Below are 16,838 nucleotides of genomic sequence, written 5' to 3'. Positions count from 1 at the left end.
GGCGAGTCGAAGGGCCCGGCCGGGGCGGGACCTTCGCTCCGTGCGACCGGCCGACGGATGGCGCAGGATGGAGCCGCAACCCCGCCCGGGGCGCCGCCCGGGTGCGGCACGATGGGCTCGAGACGGAGAGGTCGTGAGGATGAGCCAGGAGACGGACCGCCCCCTGCCGACGGCGCTCGCGGAGGCCGCCGCGACCGCCGGCCACGCCCCCAGCGTGCACAACACGCAGCCGTGGCGGTGGCGGGTGCTGCCGGACGCCCTGGAGCTGCGGGTCGTCCGCGACCGGCAGCTCGCGGCGACCGACCCCGAGGGCCGGCTGCTCGCCATCAGCTGCGGCACCGCCCTGCACCACGCCCGGGTGGCGCTGACCGCCGAGGGCTGGCGGGCCGCCGTCGCGCGGATGCCCGACCCCGGCGACCCGGACCTGGTGGCGCGCCTCACCAGCCTGACCCATGCCGGAGCGGACCCGGAGGCGATGCGCCTGGTGCAGTGCATGCGGGTCCGCCGCACCGACCGACGGCCGGTCAGCAACGAGCCGGTTCCGACCGAGGCGCTCGGCGAGATCACCAAGGCCGTCACCGCCGAGGGGATCCAACTGCAGCTTCTCGACCGGGACCAGGTGCTGGAGCTGGCGGCGGCCGCGTCGCACGCCGCCGCCGTCGAGTCGGAGGATCCGCAACTGCGCGAGGAGCTGGCGTACTGGACCAGCCGGGCCGGCGACACCGGTCTGCCACCGGAGGTCCTGCCGGCGACCGCGCCACAGACCACCGTGCCGGCCCGCGACTTCGGCCGCCCCGGCACCCTGCCGGTCGGGCCCGGCCACGACCGGGCGGCCGAGTACGCGCTGCTCTACGGCGACGAGGACGAGCCGGTCGACTGGCTGCGCGCCGGCGAGGCGCTGTCCGCCGGTTGGCTGACCGCGACCCGGCTCGGTGTCTCGGTGGTGCCGCTGAGCGGGGTGGTGGAGGTGCCCGGCACCCGCCAGACGCTGCGCGGGCTGCTGGCCGGCATGGGTCACCCGTACCTCGTGCTGCGCCTCGGTATCGCGGACCCGGCGCACGCGGGCCCGCCGCACACGCCGCGGCTCGCCGTCGAGCAGGTGGTCGACACCTCGGCGGTACGCGGCGGCTGACGGGTTGTGCCCACGCCGCCACCCGGGCGATAGCATCGGGCGATGGCAGGCGCGGCACCGAACCCCAGACCCGAACCGAACGCGACCCCGTCGCTCGGGCTGACCCCGCTGTCCCGGGTCCGCCTCGACGAGCTGCTGCAGGAGATGCTGGACCGGGTCGGCGAGGTGGTCACCAGCCGCGAGCGGCTGCGGGCCCTGCTCGACGCGGTGGTCGGCATCGGCAGCGACCTCGATCTGCGCAGCACGCTGCAGCGCATCGTCGAGTCGGCGTGCGGGCTGGCCGGGGCGCGCTACGGCGCGCTGGGCGTCATCGGCCGGGACCGGATGCTGCACGACTTCATCACCTACGGCATCGACCCGGAGGTGCACGCCAAGATCGGCGACCTGCCGCACGGCCGGGGCGTGCTCGGCCTCCTCATCGACGATCCGCGCCCGCTGCGGATGCCGGACATCACCCAGCACCCCAAGTCGTACGGCTTCCCGCCGCACCACCCGCCGATGCACAGCTTCCTCGGCGTGCCCGTCCGCATCCGGGACCAGGTCTTCGGCAACCTCTACCTCGCCGAGAAGCAGGGCGCCGGCGAGTTCACCGAGGACGACGAGGAGATCGTGGTCGCGCTCGCCGCCGCGGCCGGCGTCGCGATCGAGAACGCCCGCCTCTACGAGCTCGCGCACCGGCGGGAGCGTTGGCTCGCCGCCACCGCCGAGATCACGGCGGTGCTGCTCGGCGAGGTCCGCCGCACCGACGCGCTGTCCCTCGTCGCGCGCCGGGCCCGGGAGGTGGCCGAGGCCGCGCTGGCGCTGGTGCTGCTGTACGACCCCGAGGCCGACCACTTCACCGTCGAGGTCGTCGACGGCGCCGGCGACCAGGCCGGCGCGCTGGTCGGCGCCGTCCTGCCCGCCGCCGAGACGAGCTTCGCCGCCGCCGTCACCGACGGCCGCCACGACGAGGTGGCCGACCTGGCCCACGCCGCGCCCTGGCCGGCGCTGCTGCACACCGGGCCGGCCATGCTGTCCCCGCTGGCCACCGCCGACGTCCTGCACGGCGTGCTGGTGGTGGCGCACAGTCCCGACCACGACGGCACCAGCGAGGACGACGTGGCGCTGCTGGGCAGCTTCGCCGGGCAGGCCGCGCTGGCCATGGAGCGGGCCCGGGGCCAGGAGGAGCGCGAGCTGCTGGTCGTCCTGGAGGACCGCGAACGCATCGCCCGGGACCTGCACGACGTGGTGATCCAGCGGTTGTTCGCCACCGGCCTGCAGCTGCAGAGCGCGGTGCCGATGAGTGCGCGTCCCGAGCTGGCCAAGCGGATCAACGCCGCCGTCGACGACCTGGACGCCACGATCAAGGACATCCGCCGCACCATCTTCGAGCTGCGTACGCCGATGAGCGCGGCGCTGCGTACGGAGATCCGGGAGGCACTCGAGATCGCCGCCGAGCCGCTGGGCTTCCGGCCCACCCTCGAGCTGGTGGGCCCGATCGACAGCGCCGTCCCGGACGACGTCCGCCCGGACCTCACGGCCGTGCTGCGGGAGGCGCTGTCCAACGCCGTACGCCACGCCCAGGCCCACCACGTCGGCGTCGCCGTCCGGGTGGAGGCCGGTCAGGTCGCGGTCACGGTGACCGACGACGGGGTCGGCTGCGACCCGGCCGCCGCCCGGGGCGGGCTGGTCAACCTGCGCGAGCGTGCCGAGCGCCACGGCGGCACCTTCGAGGTCCAGCCGGTGAGCCCGCACGGCACCCGCCTGCACTGGTCCGTCCCGCTTGGCTGATACGCCCGCCGTCCGCCGCTCCGCTGGGCCGGCGCGCCCGGCGTCCACCCCGCCATGATCATGCTGCAACGCCGAAGTAGTGGCCTCGGGGCGTGCCGGCGTGCGGGAGGCCACTACTTCGTGGATCGAGCCTGATCTTGCGGATTCGTCCCGGTCGGCCGGGTCGGGCGGGTCGGGCGGGTCGTCAGTGGGTCTTGCCGAGCAGGCGGGTGGCGAGCACCGCGGCCTGCGTACGGCGCTCCAGGCCGAGCTTCGCGAGCACGCTGGAGACGTAGTTCTTGACCGTCTTCTCGGCGAGGAACATCTTGCCGGCGATCTCGCGGTTCGTGAGGCCCTCGGCCACGTACTCCAGGATCCGCCGCTCCTGCTCGGTCAGCGACTTGAGCTCCCGGGGCTGTTCGACGCCGCTGCGGATGCGCTCCAGCACCCGGGTGGTGATAGCCGGGTCGAGCAGGGACTGACCGGCCGCCACCCGCCGGACCGCGTCGACCAGGTCGGTGCCGCGGATCTGCTTGAGCACGTACCCGGCCGCGCCGGCCATGATCGCCGCGAAGAGCGCCTCGTCGTCCTCGTACGAGGTGAGGATCAGGCCCTTGATCGACGAGTCCACGGCGCGGATGTCGCGGCACACGTCGATGCCGTTGCCGTCTGGCAGCCGCGCGTCGAGAATCGCCACGTCGGGGCGGAGTGCCGGGATGCGGCGGGCCGCCTCCTGGGCCAGACCGGACTCGCCGACCACCTCGATGTCACCGCTGGCGGTGAGCAGGTCGGCCAAGCCACGACGGACGACCTCGTGGTCGTCGAGCAGAAACACGCGGATCATCCCTCGTTTGTACCTCGCCCCGCCGCCCCCCGCACGGGCCGAAGGTCCCAACCCCCCTCCCCCCTCGGCCCCACCCCCTCTTCGCCCCCGCGATCGTGCGCCTTCCGCCCCCCACGAAAGGGACGGATCCGGACGGCCGAAGGGCGGAAAGGCCAGATCGCGGAGGGGTGGACGGGCTGGGGTCCTGGTCAGGACGGGACGTCCGGCCCTGGGTGGGTGGCTGCCCGTGACGGAATGTGGAGGTGGAGCACCGGGGGCGGTTGGGAGACCGCCGACGGGGAAGGAGCACACCATGGACGCCGGCTACACCGTCGAACAGCTGCGGTCCGCCGCCACCGACGCCGTGCGGGCGCCCTCGCTGCACAACACCCAGCCCTGGCGGTTCCGGCTGCGCGACGGCGGGATCGAGGTGCTGGTCGATCCGTCCCGGCGGCTGCCGGCCACCGACCCGAGCGGGTGGGGTGTCCGCATCGCCTGCGGGGCGGCCCTGTTCAACCTGCGGCTGGCCCTGGCCGTGGCCGGCGTGCCGGCGACCGTGCGGCTGCGCCCGTACCCGGCCGAGCCCGACGTGGTGGCCCGGCTGGTCCCGGACGTGCCACGCCGTCCCACCCCGGCCGAGCAGGCCCTGTACGGGGCCATCCCCCGCCGGTTCAGCAACCGTGCCCCGTTCTGGCCCGACCCGGTGCCGGCCGACGCGCGGTGGCGGCTCGCCGAGGCGGCCCGGGCCGAGGGCGCCTGGCTGGAGCTGCTGATCGGGATGAGCGCGGTGAACGCCTTCGCCGAGATCGCCCGCGGGGCGCACAAGGTGCTGGAGCGCGACCCGTCGTACCGGGCCGAGCGGGAGGAGTGGATCCGCGCCGAGCCGGCGCCCGACGGGGTGCCGGCGGCGGCCGGCGGCCCGCAGAGCGAACCGCAGGACCTGCTCCCGTCGCGTTCCTTCGGCGGCCGGAACCGGGCCCCCGGACGGGACTTCGAGCCGGAGCCCCTCGTCGCGGTGCTCGGCTCCCCCGGCAACACCGCCGTCGACCAGGTGGTGGCCGGGCAGGCGTTGCAGCGGGTACTGCTCACCGCCACCGACGCGGGGCTCGCGGTGTCGATGCTGTCCCAGCCGATCGAGGTGCCGAGCGCCCGCGAGCAGCTGCGGCTGTCGCTGGGGCGCTTCGGGACCCCGCAGATGGTGATGCGGATCGGCTACGGCCAGCCCGGCTGGCCGACGCCCCGCCGCGAGGTCGACGAGGTGCTCGACCTGCCGGTCACGCAGGGCTGAGGACGGCCGGAGGCGGGGTCAGCGGGACGCCGCCAGCAGCGCCGCTTCGCGCGCCGGGTCCAGGCCGACCGGGGCACGCTGCGGGCGGCCGGCGCGCGGCGGCACCGTGCCGACCGACCGCAGCCAGGTCCAGGTGTCGGCGACGGTGTCGGCCACCGGGCGGCAGGCCAGGCCGGCCGCGTACGCGCGACTGACGTCGCGCTCCTGCAACCAGCGGTACGGGTGCCCGGTCGGGATCCAGATCGGCAGGTCGTTCCAGGGCACCACGCCCGCCGCCAGGATCGGCTCCGGGTCGGTCCAGCGCAGGCGGGCGTCCGCCCCGGTGACGGCGACGCAGGCGGCCAGCAGTTCACCCATCGTCGCGTGCCCGGTGCGGCTGACCACGTTGTACGTCGCACCGGGCACCGCCGGATCGAGCAGGAAGGCAGCCAGGTCGCGGGCGTCGACGTACTGCACCGGCAGGTCGGCCGGACCGGGCGCGAGCACGTCCCCGCCCCGGGCGATCCGCTGCAACCACCACGGCAGGCGGCCGATGTCCTCGCCGGGGCCGAGGATCAGGCCGGCGCGGGCGATCAGCGCGCTCTCCCCGTACACCTCCCGGACGGCGCGCTCGGCGCCGGCCTTGTTGGCCGCGTAGTCGGCGTCGTCGGCGTCGGGCGCGGCGTCGACCACCGGCGCGTCCTCGGCCGATCCCGGCGTCACCGGTTCCGCGTAGACCGAACCGCTGGAGACGTAGACGTACCGGCCGACCTGCCCGGCGAGCGCCCGAGCCGAGTCCCGCGCGACCCGGGGCGCGCCGTCCCAGGTGTCGACGACGAGGTCCCACTCGCCGCCGGTGAGGGCGGCGGCCAGCCCGTCCGGGGCCGTCCGGTCGCCCCGCAGCCGCCGTACCCCCGCCGGCGCCGTCCCGTGGCGGCCCCGGTTGAACACCGTCACCGACCAGCCCCGGCGCAGTGCCTCGCCGACCGTCGCTCCGCCCACGAATCCGGTACCACCCAAAACCAGCAGTCTCATGCGCTCCACTGTGCCGGCCGGCGGGTCGGCCGGGGACCGCCGTTCACCGTCAGCGGATCTGCCGATGGCAGAACCCGCGGCCGGCGGCCGGGCGGCGTTGCCGGGCCGGGACGGACGGTGACGGCACCGGCAGGAATAATGACGCGAGCCCGTCGGGGGAACGGTCGCTCGTGGACCGTCCTCCGGTCCGACGTCGACCCGAGCGAGGATCTGCCATGACCGAGGGGCACCCCTCCGTCCCGAGTCCACCCACCCCGCCGTGGGCGCACGCGCCCGTTCCGCCGCCACCACCCCGCCGGTCGGGGCGTGGTCTGTGGATCGCGTTGGGCGCGGTCGGCGTGGTTCTGCTGGTCCTGTTGGTCGGCTCGGTGGTCGCCGTGTCGGCCTTCCTCGGCCGGTCCGACGGCGACGCCGGTTCGGACGACATCGGGACCATGTTGGCGGAGCACACCCGGGCCCTCGCGGAGCAGGACCTCACCGCGTACCTCGCGCCGTTCGACCCGGCCGACAAGGAGCTGGTCACGCGCCAGACGACCCTCTTCCACAACCTGACGAAGCTGCCCCTGGCCGAGGCCCGGTACGAGGAGTTCGGCGCCACCCCGCCGACGGAGGGCACCTTCGACGTCCGGGTGTCGTTCGTGCACCGGTTCGAGGGCGCCGACCCGGCCCCGGTCGAGGAGCTGTACCAGTGGACGGTGACCCGCGCCGGCGGCGACGCCCCGCTGAAGGTCACCGAGGTCGGCGGCGGGCTGCCCGGCACCGAGGGTCGTGACATGACCACCTACTACCCCGCCCCGTGGGACCGGGGGCGTCCCATCCACGTCGAGAAGACCCCGCACACGGTGGTCATCGCGGACGAGTCGCTCAAGGCCGAGGCGCAGCGGTACGCGCCGCTGGCCGAGCGTGCCGCGACGGAGGACCTGGCCGCCTGGCGCGCCGGCGGGGTGCCGGCGGAGGTTCCGCAGGGTTTCGTCGTCTCGTTGGTGACGGGGAAGAAGGAGCTGGGCTCGCTGTACCGGACGACCAGGGAGACCCCCGTCGAGTCCGGTGTGGCGATCCCCGTACCACCGGCCGGTGCGATCGACGGCACGGCCGCCCAGGAGGTGGCCACCAGTCGGGTGGTCATCGACGTGGCCGACGAGTACCACTTCACCAAGGGCGACCGGAAGCTGGAGATCTTCCGGCACGAGCTGGCCCACGCCATCGTCAGCGTGCTCCTGAAGCGTGGCCCGGGGGCGACCAGGCTGGACGGCCCGGAGAACTGGGTCGTCGAGGGGTTCGCCGAGTACCTCGCCCACGGCCGCGAGCCGTTCACCACCAGCGACCGCACCGGTGAGGCGCGGAAGATCCTCCGCTCCTACGACTACCGGGCGGAGCTGCCGGGCAACGCCTCCTGGACGGTGGAGGGGCGGTTGAGCTACCACTACTGGCTCGGTCACTCGGCGATGAGCTACCTGGCCGAGCGGTATGGCGAGGAGAAGGTCTACCGGTTCGTCGTCGAGCACTATCGGGGCGCCACGGTCGACCAGGTGGCCCGGGACGTGCTCGGGGTGTCGTACGCGGACTTCGAGGCCGGCTGGGCGGCGCACCTGCGCTCGACGATGCGCTGAGCCGCGAGACAACGGTCGGGGTGGCGCGGCCACCCCGACCGGCCGGTCCACCGACGCGAAGAGGTCCGGCACCGCGGCGACGGCGCCGGACCTCTCGTCCCTGGTGGGCGATACTGGGTTTGAACCAGTGACCTCTTCCGTGTCAAGGAAGCGCGCTCCCACTGCGCCAATCGCCCTGGGCGGCCACCCGGACCCGGCTCGCCGGGCGGGCGGATCGCGAGCGGACGACGGGATTCGAACCCGCGACCCTCACCTTGGCAAGGTGATGCGCTACCAGCTGCGCTACGTCCGCGTGCCACCGGAGGGCTCCGGCGACCCCATCACTGTACCCGATGGTCAAGATCGCCCGGCGGGCCACCCGGCCGGGGCGTGGTTGCGCAGGTCGCCGGCGGGGTACAGACGGTCGACGACAGCACACACATCCCCTGCAAAGGAGGCTGTCGTGGGTATCGGCACCAGCATCTTCCTGCTCGCGCTCGGCGCGATCCTCACCTTCGCCCTGGACGCCACGCTCGCCGGCGTCGACCTCGACGTGGTCGGCTGGATCCTGATGGCCGCCGGCGTGCTCGGCCTGATCATGACGACGCTCGTGTGGGGCCGCCGGCGCTCGGTGGTCACGACGGCCGAGGAGCCGGTCGAGTACCGGCGGGTCGAGGAGCGTCGCGACGTGACGCCGCCGCTCTGACCCGCATTCGCCCGCCGGGGCGTGCCGGCCGCCGTTGAACCGCTGGCCGGCACGCCCCGGTTGCGCGGGACGATCGGAGAATCCGTCAGGACGCGGTGGTCACGAGGACGTCGCCGCTGGTGCTGGCCGCCTCGATCCGCAGCGCCGAGCTGCCGCTGGCGGTCTGGCTGACCGGCAGGTCACTGCGGGCCGTACCGCTGCGGCTGGACAGCTCGACGCGGGCGGTGACGCCCCGGCGGACGCCGACCCGGATGGAACCCGGCCCGGTGCGGACCTGGATCCGGCCGGTGACCGCCTCGGCGATGGTGATCCGGTTCGCCCCGGTGGTGAGCGCCAGGTCGCCCTCGACGGTGCCGATGCTCACCGTGCCGCTGCCGGTGGTCAGCCGCGCACCGCCGCCGGCCACGCGACCGATCTCGACATGCCCCTGCCCGACGCGGGCGTCGAGCTGGCCGGCGCTCTCGGCGAGCCGCACCGACCCGTCCCCGTTGCGGATCTTGCACTTGCCGTCGACCCGCTCGGCGGTCAGGCCGCCGGCGCTCGACTGGAGCTCGAGCGAGCCGGCCCGGCCGCTCACCGTGAACTGGGCTTCGCCGCCGGTCAGCTGGATCTTCGAGCCGGGGCGGGCCCGGACGACGACCCGCACCGGCACCGGCCGCAGCCGCCGACGGGGCGGCTGGACGACCAGCCGGCCACGGGTGAAGTGGACGGTCGTGCCGCGCAGCACGTCGGCGATCACGTCCGCCGGGGTGTCGCCGGACACCGGGGAGACCGCGACGGTGACCGCGTCGGACTCCATCAGTTCGACCAGGGCCTCCCCGGTGCCGAGGTGGACCTGGATGTCGGCCGGTCCGGGGCAGTTGAACGATTCGATGCGGACGGTGGAGTCGATGTCGGCCATGGCGGACCTTCCTTCGCTGTCGGGCGGCGCCGGTGCACCGCATGGTCGGTGAGACGGTGGACGCGCGGGGTCAGCCGACGACCCAGCCGCTGACCCGGCTGCGCACGAGGCCGCGCGACGGCCGGGCAGGCCGCTCCAGCGACTCCTGCACGGACCGCACGAGCCAGGTGTTGAGCGAGGCCCCCTGGGCTGCGGCCGCCTCCTCCGCCCGGACCTTCAGCTCCTCGGGCAGCCGGAGGGTGACCCGGCTTGTCTCCCCCGACGACTCCGGCGCCGGCGGCTCCGGGCCGGGCTCCTCGGCCTCGGGAAGGTCGCTGACGACGACCGCGACGTCGCGGCCGTCGAGCCGGACCTCCACGACCGGCCCCGCCAGCCGTTCGGTGACCTCGGCGGCGAGGTCGGACAGGGCGGTGAGCAGCGCCAGCCGGGCTGCGGGTTCGAGTGCGGCGGCCAGCAGTTCGGCGATGCGGCGGGTCTCGTCGCTCCCGGCCGCCGCCGCGCGGGAGAGTGCGGCGTCCAGGTCGGCGAGGTACGGTGCGAGGTTCATGACTCCATGATGACGTCATGAGTGACGTCAGTCAAGAATCTATGACGCCATGTTGACGTCACCCGCGTACGCGCCGGGGCGGCCGGCCCCGCCAGCCCGGCCGCCCCGTGTCCGGGTACGCCTCAGGCCCGGACGGGCACCTGCACCTCCGACGTCACCGGGGCGTCCCAGTCGATGCGGTAGCGCTGCTCGGGGCCGAGCGTCCGCTCCTGGTTGAGGAACGTCTTCAGCGCGAGCGGCATCATGATCCGCATCATCGTCTTGGCGAACGGACCCACCGTCTTGCTGTTGGTGGTGCGCTTCCCGCGCAGGATCACCTTCTCCACCCGCTCCCGGCGGAGCTTCTCGTAGGCCGCGAAGGCACTCGGCAGATCGTCGAAGTCCCGCAGGCAGCGGGCCACCTGGACGGCGCTCTCGGTGGCCATCGAGGCGCCCTGGCCGGAGCTGGGCGAAGGCGCGTGGACGGCGTCCCCGACCAGCACCATCCGGCCGCGGTACCAGCGCGGCACCGGCGGCATGCTCTCGATCGACCCGATCGCGACCAGCGTGTCGGGGTTGGTGTGCTCGACGACCTGACGGGCCGGGACGTCGTCGGCGAAGGTGGCCCGCAGTTCTCGCATCCACTGGGCCGCCGGGATCTCGTTGGCCTTGGCGTACGTCATGTGCCGGCTGTCCGGGACGTTGGCGAACCACGCCGTGCGGCCGTCGGGCTGCACCCAGTACCCGAAGAAGGCCTTCTTGCCGAAGATGAAGTACATGGCGTCCGGATCGGCGTCCGGCACCACGTAGTCGGCGGCGGCGCCGAAGTTGAGCAGCGGCATCACCTCGGGCTTCGGCGCGTTCGGGTCGATCAACGTGCGCACCCGCGAGCGCACGCCGTCGCACCCGATCAGGACGTCACCGGTTGCGGAGCTGCCGTCCTCGAAGCGGGCGACCACGCCGTCCGCGGTCTCCTCGGCGTCCACCAGGCGCTTGCCGTACTCGATGCGCACGCCCTGCGCCTCCGCCCGCTCGTGCAGCACCCGGGACAGCTCGTCCCGCCAGAGCCCGAGCATGGTCGGCTGGACCGAGAGCGGCGGGAACTCGCCGATTCGCACACCGTAGCCGTCGGTCACCACCATGCGGGGCATCGGCAGGCCGATCGACTGGACGGCGTCGGCAGCGCCGACCAGGCCCATCGCCGCCACGCCGTTCGGGGCGAGGGTCAGCGTGACGCCGATGCCGTCGGCCGACGAGGGGTACGCCTCGTAGACCGTTGCGTCGATGCCGGCCTTGCGCAGCGCCATCGCGGCCACCGGGCCGGCGACGCCGCCCCCGATGACCAGCGCCCTCTTTGCGGCTGTCATGTGTGACTCCCCATGGGTCTCCTGCCCGGACCTCAGCCGGCCCGGTGAATGACTGGATCGATGCGTGACTTCACGTTGACATCAATTCTGACGTCAGTCAAGGCCATCTTGACGTCTAGCAGACGTCAAGCGCGGTTCCCCATGGCCTCCTGCCAGGACCTGACATAGCCCGGCGCGGCGAGCGACCGGATCAGGTCGGTGACGAACGCCCGCTCCGCCTCCATCAGCGCGAGCGCGTACCGCTCCTCCACGAGGAAGTACCACTCGACGCCCCGGGCCAGCGCCTCGTCCGCGGCGGTGCGGCTCTCGTCGATCCTGGCGGCCAGTGCCGCCAGCCGTTTCCGCAGCACCTCGACGACGTCGTCGGGTGGGAGCAGACTCAGCAGCGACAGCGCGACGGCGAACTGCGGGTACTCCTCGCGCGGCTGTGCCAGCAGTGCGCGCAGCCAGTCGTGGAACTCGTGACGCCCCTCGTCGGTGATCTCGTAGACCGTGCGTTCCGGCCGCTGGCCCGCGCGCACCGTCTCCCGCTCGACGATGAAGCCCGCCCTCGTGAGCTGCTCGACGACCATGTAGAGCGAGCTTCGCGTGTACTTGATGTGCCGGTCCTTGCCGCTCTGCTGGAGCCGGCGCCCCAGCTCGTACGGGTGCATCGGCTCCAGGAGCAGCCAGGCGAGAACGGCCAGCGCCAACGGGTTCGGCACGCGACGACGTCGCTCCACTGGGCACTCCTAAAGGTCGATATCGACTATCCAGGATCGACCATTCGATGTCAACCAATCGCGATCGTCGGCATGCGGACAGTGATCGACAGTGTGGATCCAGCCGCCCGACGGCGGCTCGACCCGCGTGCGGAGCGTCCCGCCCTACCCGCGAGTCCGGGTCCAGTGCCGCTCGATCCCGGCGCGACGGCACTGCCCGACGCTGGGGCCCGTTCGCCCTCGAGCCGGAGGTGACCTTCCATGGTGGACACGACCCGGTCCCCCGCCGCGGCGGCCCCGGCGCCGCCCCGCACCGACCCGACCGACCGCCTGTTCACCAGCGGCTGGTTCCGCAGCCTGTTCGTGGCGGAGCTGTGGGAGCGGTTCGGCTTCTACGGGATGCAGGCCGTCCTGGTGCTGTACGCGGTCGCGCCCGGCGACCAGGGCGGGCTCGGCCTGAGCGCGGGCAGCGGCGCCGCCCTGTTCGGCGCGTTCATCGGCATCACCTTCATGTTCGCGCTGCCCGGCGGCTGGCTCGCCGACCGGGTCCTGGGCCAGCAACGCGCGATGGTCGCCGGGCTGGCCCTGATCTCCCTCGGCTGCTTCACCCTCGCGCTGCCGCCGTCCCCGCTGACCCTCGTCGGCCTGCTGTTCATCTCCGCCGGCTTCGGTCTGTTCAAGCCCAACCACCAGGCGCTGGTCAACATGCTCGCCGGCACACCGGGGCGGCGCGAGGCCACGCTGGCCGCGTTCTTCGTCGGCATCCAGGCGATCGGCCTGCTGGCCCCCCTGGTGATCGGTGCGATCGGGGAGCGGGTGAGCTTCCGGCTCGCCTTCGCCACGATCGGCGCCGTCGTCGCGGTCGGCGTACTGACCACGGCCGCCGGGCGCCGCGCGCTCGGCACGGCCGGCGCACACCGGGCCCGCCCGCTCTCCCCGGCCGAACGCCGCACCCTGCTGCGCCGCCTGCTCCCGGTCGTCGGCGCGCTCGTCCTGCTGCTGGTCGTCGGCCTCAGCGCCGGGGTGGTCCCGCCGCAGGCCGCGCTCGGCATCGTCGGACTGCTGCTCATCGCCGCGCCCTGGGGCGCGTACCGGCGGCTGCGCCGCACGCCGGAGCTGACCGGCGACGACCGCTGGCGGCTGTCGGTGATGCTGCGCCTGATGCTGGCCGCCACCATCTTCTGGCTGCTGGCCGGCCAGGACGGCTCGGTGCTGACGCTGTTCGCCAAGGACTCCACCGACCGCACCGTCTTCGGCTTCACGTTCCCGGCGAGCTGGCTGCAGGGTGCCACCCCGCTGTTCATGCTGCTGCTCGCGCCGCTGATCGCCTGGCAGCTCACCCGGCTCGGCGCGCGGGTCGCCGTACCCGACAAGTTCGCCTTCGGTCTCCTACTGGCCGGCGTCAGCTTCCTGATCATGACCGGGGCGGCGGCGCTCGCCGCCGACGGCGACCGGGTCTCACCGCTCTGGCTGCTCTCGGTCTACCTGCTGCACGCCCTCGGGGAGATCGTGGTGGCCGCGGTGAGCATCAGTGCCATCGCCGACCTCGTCCCGCGTGCCTTCCTGGGCCAGGCGATCGGGGTCTACTGGCTGTTCGCCGCGCTGGGCGGCGGCCTGAGCAGCCAGGTGGCGGCGCTGATCGACGTGCTCTCCGGGCCGGTGTACTACCTCTCGCTCGCCGTGGTGTCGCTCGGTGTCGGCGCCCTGTTCGTGGCGTTCCGTCGCCGCCTGGGCGCGCCGTTCGTCGGCGGCGCGCCGCGCCCGGCCACGCCGGCCCCCGACACCCGCGCCGCGCGCCCGGCGGGCCGGCGGTGACGCGCCGTCCGCCCGACGGGCCGGCGGCGACCGGACCGTCCAGCGGCCCTCCACGGAATCTCGACGGCCAGCCGAAAACCTTGGAGCCGGCCCGGACCGGGCCGGCCGGGCAGGGAAGGGGTCGGTAATGACCAGGATCAACCTTGATGACGTACGGCGACTGCTGCGCGAGAGCGCCGGTGTGGACGAGTCGGTCGACCTCGACGGCGACGTCGGCGACCTGGAGTTCCACGACCTGGGGTACGACTCGCTCGCGGTGCTGGAGCTGACCGCCCGTATCGAGCAGGAGTACGGGGTGAAGGTCCGCGAGGACGACGTGACGGAGCTGACCACCCCGGCCCGCCTCATCGACTACGTCAACCGGCACGTGGTGGTGCCGTGACCGGTCGACCGGTCGACCCGGGCGGGTCGACGTGACACCGCTGCTGGTGGCGGTCGCCCTGCTGGCCAACGGGGTGGCCGTCGGGGTCATGGTCTCCACGGTGATCGGGCTGGCGCCGATGAGCCTGGCGGTCCCGTACCAGACGTACGTCGGGACCGTGCAGTTCCTCTGGAAGCGGTACGACCCGCTGATGCCGGCGCTCAACGCGACGGCCTGCGTCCTGGACCTGGTCCTCGTCGCCGTCGTCGACGACGCCGCCGCCCGGGCGCTGTTCGCCGCCGCCGCCGTCCTGCTGCTGGTCGTGATGGCGATCTCGGTGGTGAAGAACGTGCCGATCAACCGGTACGTGATGTCGCTGGACCCGGAGCACCCGCCCGCCGACTGGGTGCGGGCGGACCCGCGGGTCCGCTGGCGGAACTGGAACCTGCTGCGCACGGCGCTCGCCGTGCTGGCGTTCGCCGTGAACGTGGGGACCGTGGCGCTGCTGCTCGGCGCGACCGCGGGCCCCTGAACCCTGGGAAGGAGACAACGTGGACGTTGCCGGGAAGAAAGTGTTGGTGACCGGCGGCAGCCGGGGCATCGGGCGGGCGATCGTACTGTCCTTCGCCCGCGCCGGAGCCGACGTCGTGACCTGCTACCGCACGGAGAGCGAGGCGGTCGGCAGCCTCGTCGAGGAACTCAAGGCCACCGCTGGCACCCACCACGTGGTGCGGGCCGACGTCACCCGGGCCGAGGACGTCACCGCGCTCGTCGAGGAGGCCCGGGTACGGTTCGGGCGCCTCGACGCGGTGGTCAACAACGCCGGCGTGATCAGTCACGTCCCGTTCGCCAAGCTCTCGCTCGACGAGTTCAAGTCGGTCGTCGACAGCAACCTGACCGCCGCCGCGCGGGTCATCCAGGCGGCGCTTCCGCTGCTCGGCGCGGGGGCGTCCGTGGTCAACGTCGGCTCCCGGGTGGCCACCGTCGGCATCCCGCTGCGCGCCCACTACACCGCCGCCAAGTCCGGCCTGATCGGGCTCACCCGCTCGCTCGCCAAGGAGCTGGGCCCGCAGGGCATCCGCGTCAACGTGGTGGCGCCGGGCCCCGTCCAGACCGAGGCCGAGACGCCGCCGGCGGTGCTGGAGCGCTACCGGAACCTGATCCCGCTGGGCCGCCTCGGCCGGGCCGACGAGATCGCCTCGGTCGTCCGGTTCCTCGCCAGCGACAGCGCGAGCTTCGTCAACGGCGAGACCGTCAACGTCGACGGGGGGATCTGATGGCCGCCGACGGGGAACGGTCCGAGGTCTTCCGCGTCATGCTGCGGATGAACATCCACCCCGGCATGGAGCGGGAGTTCGAGCAGACCTGGCACCGGGTCGGCAGCACCATCGTCCAGCACCCGGCGAACCTCGGCCACTGGCTGTCCCGCAGCGCCGAGGAGGAGTCGGTCTACTACGTGGTCAGCGACTGGGTCGACGAACCCCGCTTCCGCGAGTTCGAGCACAGCGAGGCGCACGTGGAGCACCGCACCAAGCTGCACCCGTACCGCTCCGGCGGGTCGATGACGACCATGCGCGTCGTGTACGGGATGACCGGCGCGGCGGCGGCCCGGTGACCCGGGTCCCGGCCCCCCGCCGCGCCCGACGAAGGGAGGCACCGACGTGGGTTCGCTCGCCGCGAAACGGATCCTGATCACCGGCGGTACGCGCGGCATCGGCCGCATCACCGCGCTGGCCGCCGCCCGGGCCGGCGCCCGCCTGGTGGTGTGCCACGGCCACGACCGGGAGCACGCCGAGCAGTTCGCCCGGGAACTGGAGAAGGAGGGCGCGGGCCACCGGGTCGTCCAGGCCGACGTCACCGACGAGCGGGACGTGGCCCGCCTGGTCGAGGTCTGCCGGGAGGCGCTCGGCGGCCTGGACGCCGTGGTGAACAACGCCGGCGTCGACGGCCGCGCCGCGCTGGAGGAGCTGACGCCGGAGGAGTGGACGCGGGTCGTCGACATCAACCTGACCGCCGCGTTCCTGGTGACCCGGTCGGCGCTGCCGCTGCTCGCCGACGGGGGCTCGGTCGTCCTGGTCGGGGCCTCGGCCGCCCTGCGCGGCCGGCCGCACAGCGCGCACTACGCGGCGTCGAAGTCGGCGCTGGTCGGGCTCACCCGCTCGCTGGCCCGCGAGGTCGGTGACCGCGGGATCCGGATCAACACGGTGGCGCCGGGGGTCATCGTCACCGAACCGGGGGGCGGTCCCCCACCGCCGGTCGCGGAGATCATCAAGGGGATGACCGCGCTGCGCCGGCTTGGCGAGCCCGACGAGGTGGCAGGGCCGGTGCTCTTCCTCGTCGGCGACGAGTCCCGCTATGTGAGCGGGAGCATCCTGCACGTGGACGGAGGAATCTGATGCCGTACGCCGCCATCACCTACCAGGTCAAGCCGGGGCACGAGGAGGAGATCGCCGAGATCTTCGCGAACTTCCGGCGGGTGGACTCGCCGGTGCTGCGGAACGAGGACGGCAGCGAGGCCGGCGAACTGCTCGGCACCGCGGTGTTCATCCAGGGCGAGTTCATGGTCCGGGTCATCCACTACCGCGGGGACTTCTCCGCCATCGCCCGGCACATGGCCAAGCAGCAGGGCGTGCACACGCTGGAGAGCAAGCTCGCGCCGTACCTCGCCGAGCGGCGGGACACGAAGACGGTCGAGGGCTTCCAGACGTACTTCCGCAACGCCACGATGCGGTGCATCTCGCAGCTGTCCCGCGAGGACTACGTGTCCCCGCAACCCAACTGACCACGCCGGAGGCGGCGGGCCGGGACCGGTCCGCCGCCTCCGGACGTACGACGAGGGCCCCGTCCGCGCCGGACGGGGCCCTCG

Annotated in this window: 18 protein-coding genes and 2 tRNA genes; 12 read left to right on the top strand and 8 right to left on the bottom strand. The window is 73.5% G+C overall.

Translation table 11 applies throughout. From position 1 onward, the window contains the following. Window positions 1–139: 139 nt before the first annotated feature. Together EV376_RS13805 and EV376_RS13800 are read left to right on the top strand one after the other, a co-directional pair. Complete coding sequence (locus EV376_RS13805) at window positions 140–1,132, top strand: Acg family FMN-binding oxidoreductase (protein WP_130323336.1); 993 nt, start codon at window positions 140–142, stop codon at window positions 1,130–1,132. Between the two features lie 42 nt (window positions 1,133–1,174). After that, window positions 1,175–2,902 (top strand): sensor histidine kinase, encoded by a 1,728-nt coding sequence (locus EV376_RS13800; RefSeq protein WP_130323334.1) that lies wholly within the window; start codon window positions 1,175–1,177, stop codon window positions 2,900–2,902. A 184-nt stretch (window positions 2,903–3,086) separates the two neighbouring features. Here EV376_RS13800 and EV376_RS13795 read toward each other — a convergent pair whose 3' ends face one another. Next, a complete protein-coding gene (locus tag EV376_RS13795; protein WP_130323332.1) occupies window positions 3,087–3,725 on the bottom strand; it encodes a response regulator transcription factor in 639 nt (212 codons plus the stop codon). Between the two features lie 292 nt (window positions 3,726–4,017). On the opposite strand from EV376_RS13795, the gene EV376_RS13790 reads away from it, so the two are divergent. Next, window positions 4,018–4,992, top strand: coding sequence for an Acg family FMN-binding oxidoreductase (locus EV376_RS13790; RefSeq protein ID WP_130323330.1), 975 nt, complete (start codon window positions 4,018–4,020; stop codon window positions 4,990–4,992). A gap of 18 nt (window positions 4,993–5,010) precedes the next feature. Here EV376_RS13790 and EV376_RS13785 read toward each other — a convergent pair whose 3' ends face one another. Further along, window positions 5,011–6,006, bottom strand: coding sequence for an NAD-dependent epimerase/dehydratase family protein (locus EV376_RS13785; RefSeq protein WP_130323328.1), 996 nt, complete (start codon window positions 6,004–6,006; stop codon window positions 5,011–5,013). Between the two features lie 215 nt (window positions 6,007–6,221). On the opposite strand from EV376_RS13785, the gene EV376_RS13780 reads away from it, so the two are divergent. Next, window positions 6,222–7,616: a hypothetical protein gene (locus EV376_RS13780; protein WP_130323326.1), complete on the top strand. Its 1,395-nt coding sequence runs from the start codon at window positions 6,222–6,224 to the stop codon at window positions 7,614–7,616. A 101-nt stretch (window positions 7,617–7,717) separates the two neighbouring features. On the opposite strand, the gene EV376_RS13775 is transcribed toward EV376_RS13780, so the two are convergent. Both EV376_RS13775 and EV376_RS13770 read right to left on the bottom strand, forming a co-directional pair. Continuing rightward, a tRNA-Val gene (locus EV376_RS13775) sits at window positions 7,718–7,792 on the bottom strand. 43 nt (window positions 7,793–7,835) lie between these two features. Next, window positions 7,836–7,908: transfer RNA gene (locus tag EV376_RS13770), tRNA-Gly, on the bottom strand. Between the two features lie 150 nt (window positions 7,909–8,058). On the opposite strand from EV376_RS13770, the gene EV376_RS13765 reads away from it, so the two are divergent. Next, window positions 8,059–8,301 (top strand): DUF6458 family protein, encoded by a 243-nt coding sequence (locus EV376_RS13765; RefSeq protein WP_130323324.1) that lies wholly within the window; start codon window positions 8,059–8,061, stop codon window positions 8,299–8,301. Between the two features lie 85 nt (window positions 8,302–8,386). On the opposite strand, the gene EV376_RS13760 is transcribed toward EV376_RS13765, so the two are convergent. From EV376_RS13760 to EV376_RS13745, 4 genes are all read right to left on the bottom strand, one after another. Further along, the gene (locus EV376_RS13760; protein ID WP_130323322.1) at window positions 8,387–9,202 is read right to left on the bottom strand and encodes a DUF4097 family beta strand repeat-containing protein; all 816 of its coding nucleotides are present in this window, start codon (window positions 9,200–9,202) and stop codon (window positions 8,387–8,389) included. A gap of 70 nt (window positions 9,203–9,272) precedes the next feature. Next, window positions 9,273–9,749: a toxin-antitoxin system HicB family antitoxin gene (locus EV376_RS13755; protein ID WP_130323320.1), complete on the bottom strand. Its 477-nt coding sequence runs from the start codon at window positions 9,747–9,749 to the stop codon at window positions 9,273–9,275. Between the two features lie 122 nt (window positions 9,750–9,871). Continuing rightward, complete coding sequence (locus EV376_RS13750; protein ID WP_130323318.1) at window positions 9,872–11,095, bottom strand: FAD-dependent monooxygenase; 1,224 nt, start codon at window positions 11,093–11,095, stop codon at window positions 9,872–9,874. A 125-nt stretch (window positions 11,096–11,220) separates the two neighbouring features. Then, on the bottom strand, window positions 11,221–11,817 hold the full coding sequence (locus EV376_RS13745; protein WP_130323316.1) for a PadR family transcriptional regulator: 597 nt from the start codon (window positions 11,815–11,817) through the stop codon (window positions 11,221–11,223). A gap of 240 nt (window positions 11,818–12,057) precedes the next feature. Between EV376_RS13745 and EV376_RS13740 the strand changes: the two genes are divergently transcribed. From EV376_RS13740 to EV376_RS13710, 7 genes are all read left to right on the top strand, one after another. Beyond that, window positions 12,058–13,611 (top strand): peptide MFS transporter, encoded by a 1,554-nt coding sequence (locus EV376_RS13740; protein WP_130323314.1) that lies wholly within the window; start codon window positions 12,058–12,060, stop codon window positions 13,609–13,611. Window positions 13,612–13,738: 127 nt separating this feature from the next. Then, the gene (locus EV376_RS13735; protein WP_130323312.1) at window positions 13,739–13,993 is read left to right on the top strand and encodes an acyl carrier protein; all 255 of its coding nucleotides are present in this window, start codon (window positions 13,739–13,741) and stop codon (window positions 13,991–13,993) included. 31 nt (window positions 13,994–14,024) lie between these two features. Further along, entirely contained in the window at window positions 14,025–14,504 is a 480-nt protein-coding gene (locus EV376_RS13730) for an anthrone oxygenase family protein (RefSeq protein WP_207228152.1), read from the top strand. A gap of 19 nt (window positions 14,505–14,523) precedes the next feature. Then, window positions 14,524–15,249, top strand: coding sequence for a 3-oxoacyl-ACP reductase family protein (locus EV376_RS13725; protein ID WP_130323310.1), 726 nt, complete (start codon window positions 14,524–14,526; stop codon window positions 15,247–15,249). Next, complete coding sequence (locus EV376_RS13720; RefSeq protein WP_130323308.1) at window positions 15,249–15,587, top strand: antibiotic biosynthesis monooxygenase family protein; 339 nt, start codon at window positions 15,249–15,251, stop codon at window positions 15,585–15,587. Before EV376_RS13725 ends, EV376_RS13720 begins: the two co-directional genes overlap by 1 nt. 46 nt (window positions 15,588–15,633) lie before the next feature. After that, window positions 15,634–16,368 (top strand): 3-oxoacyl-ACP reductase FabG, encoded by a 735-nt coding sequence (locus EV376_RS13715; protein WP_207228150.1) that lies wholly within the window; start codon window positions 15,634–15,636, stop codon window positions 16,366–16,368. Continuing rightward, window positions 16,368–16,754 carry a SchA/CurD-like domain-containing protein gene (locus EV376_RS13710; protein WP_130323306.1) on the top strand — a complete coding sequence of 129 codons (387 nt, stop codon included), beginning with the start codon at window positions 16,368–16,370 and terminating at the stop codon, window positions 16,752–16,754. Before EV376_RS13715 ends, EV376_RS13710 begins: the two co-directional genes overlap by 1 nt. Window positions 16,755–16,838 lie beyond the last annotated feature (84 nt).

Source organism: Micromonospora sp. CNZ295 (assembly GCF_004217535.1).
The sequence above is the reverse complement of the archived record's forward strand: the minus strand, read 5'-3'. Positions and strand labels throughout refer to the sequence as shown.

Excerpts from the sequence above, each read along its gene's own strand:
- EV376_RS13790 (WP_130323330.1), top strand. The coding sequence starts at position 4,018 with ATGGACGCCGGCTACACCGTCGAACAGCTGCGGTCCGCCGCCACCGAC.
- EV376_RS13710 (WP_130323306.1), top strand. The coding sequence starts at position 16,368 with ATGCCGTACGCCGCCATCACCTACCAGGTCAAGCCGGGGCACGAGGAG.
- EV376_RS13800 (WP_130323334.1), top strand. The coding sequence starts at position 1,175 with ATGGCAGGCGCGGCACCGAACCCCAGACCCGAACCGAACGCGACCCCG.
- EV376_RS13720 (WP_130323308.1), top strand. The coding sequence starts at position 15,249 with ATGGCCGCCGACGGGGAACGGTCCGAGGTCTTCCGCGTCATGCTGCGG.
- EV376_RS13760 (WP_130323322.1), bottom strand. The coding sequence starts at position 9,202 with ATGGCCGACATCGACTCCACCGTCCGCATCGAATCGTTCAACTGCCCC.
- EV376_RS13795 (WP_130323332.1), bottom strand. The coding sequence starts at position 3,725 with ATGATCCGCGTGTTTCTGCTCGACGACCACGAGGTCGTCCGTCGTGGC.
- EV376_RS13780 (WP_130323326.1), top strand. The coding sequence starts at position 6,222 with ATGACCGAGGGGCACCCCTCCGTCCCGAGTCCACCCACCCCGCCGTGG.
- EV376_RS13755 (WP_130323320.1), bottom strand. The coding sequence starts at position 9,749 with ATGAACCTCGCACCGTACCTCGCCGACCTGGACGCCGCACTCTCCCGC.
- EV376_RS13735 (WP_130323312.1), top strand. The coding sequence starts at position 13,739 with ATGACCAGGATCAACCTTGATGACGTACGGCGACTGCTGCGCGAGAGC.
- EV376_RS13740 (WP_130323314.1), top strand. The coding sequence starts at position 12,058 with ATGGTGGACACGACCCGGTCCCCCGCCGCGGCGGCCCCGGCGCCGCCC.
- EV376_RS13750 (WP_130323318.1), bottom strand. The coding sequence starts at position 11,095 with ATGACAGCCGCAAAGAGGGCGCTGGTCATCGGGGGCGGCGTCGCCGGC.
- EV376_RS13785 (WP_130323328.1), bottom strand. The coding sequence starts at position 6,006 with ATGAGACTGCTGGTTTTGGGTGGTACCGGATTCGTGGGCGGAGCGACG.
- EV376_RS13805 (WP_130323336.1), top strand. The coding sequence starts at position 140 with ATGAGCCAGGAGACGGACCGCCCCCTGCCGACGGCGCTCGCGGAGGCC.